The sequence below is a fragment of the Vibrio sp. 10N.222.46.A1 genome (assembly GCF_041473595.1).
In the GTDB taxonomy this organism is placed as follows: domain Bacteria; phylum Pseudomonadota; class Gammaproteobacteria; order Enterobacterales; family Vibrionaceae; genus Vibrio; species Vibrio tasmaniensis_A.
This window is the reverse complement of record NZ_JBFRSN010001056.1, coordinates 1-985: the sequence shown is the minus strand read 5'-3', so window position 1 is coordinate 985 and position 985 is coordinate 1. Positions and strand designations below refer to the sequence as shown.

3 protein-coding genes are annotated in these 985 nt (G+C 40.3%); 1 reads left to right on the top strand and 2 read right to left on the bottom strand.

The window, feature by feature from the left end:
- Both AB4496_RS23675 and AB4496_RS23670 read right to left on the bottom strand, forming a co-directional pair.
- Window positions 1-221: type II toxin-antitoxin system RelE/ParE family toxin (locus AB4496_RS23675; protein ID WP_372132211.1), on the bottom strand; the 221-nt coding region annotated here is incomplete at its 3' end.
- The gene (locus AB4496_RS23670; protein WP_009847096.1) at window positions 214-435 is read right to left on the bottom strand and encodes a TA system antitoxin ParD family protein; all 222 of its coding nucleotides are present in this window, start codon (window positions 433-435) and stop codon (window positions 214-216) included. The genes AB4496_RS23670 and AB4496_RS23675, both read right to left, overlap by 8 nt.
- A 186-nt stretch (window positions 436-621) precedes the next feature.
- Between AB4496_RS23670 and AB4496_RS23665 the strand changes: the two genes are divergently transcribed.
- Window positions 622-942: a hypothetical protein gene (locus AB4496_RS23665; protein WP_102258620.1), complete on the top strand. Its 321-nt coding sequence runs from the start codon at window positions 622-624 to the stop codon at window positions 940-942.
- The last annotated feature ends 43 nt before the right edge of the window (window positions 943-985 follow it).

Below are 985 nucleotides of genomic sequence, written 5' to 3'. Positions count from 1 at the left end.
GTACCATCTTTATAGCTATAACCGAGCAATGTTAATTGCTTAACCATCTTAAATTTATGCACTCTCAAGAAAAACAGGTCACCTTTCTTCTGCTCACCAAGATGCGGATCTTCCATAAGGGCTCGAATAGCATTATCTAGATCCGTTTTTTGGTTCTTGTGTAATTTCTTGACCGCCTTCTTAAAAGTAGGTGTCTGAAGAATGTTGGTAATCTTAGTCAAAAGAGTAAGCCTCTAATTTACCTGCTTCCTTCTCAGCTTTTGCTATGACTGCTTGCTTTACGAACTCATAAGGTAGATCGGGGTTGTCTTCCATCATTTTCCCGATTTTAGCCCAGTGCTCAATTTGTTTTGGTGTAGTGCGGTTTAGTGCTTTAGCCATTATCGCTGCCTTATCAAAAAGATCTTGGTCAATACGTACACTTGCAGTAGCCATAATATGTCTCCTAATTTAGTTTGTATCTATATTGTAGTAAATCGCCACGGGTGTTGCAAATTGCGCCATGACAAGCATTTAAGCAGACTGTTACGCTTGTAATTTTCTACTTGGATTAGTTTCAGTGATTTCGGTCGTAGGTTTGAGTGTATAGGTAGTGTTGTCAGCGACTCAATTAGGCATTATGTGCTTCAGGCAGAATATCTTATGGAGGAGATAGTGAAAGATCCAGATGTCGAATTTTCCAAGTGGAAGCTAGAGAGGAAAAAAGGGAGTCTCAGATTTACTGCTCGTACATCATTTCCAGCAATCTTAGGCGTGATGGTAGGTCAAAGTATTGAGCCGTTGTTTATGTCAGAAACAGCTTGGGGCTGGATACAAACTACCGATGTATTAATGAGTGGTTTCTGGAGCTCGATTGGTGCTGTCCCCTTAAGTTATGCAATATGGTTTTGGCGTGAGAAGAAGTATAAGCATCATGTCGCTAATCTTCAGCAACGCACATAATAAATCCTTTAAGGCGGATTCTTATATGGACCTCTGGCCAAAT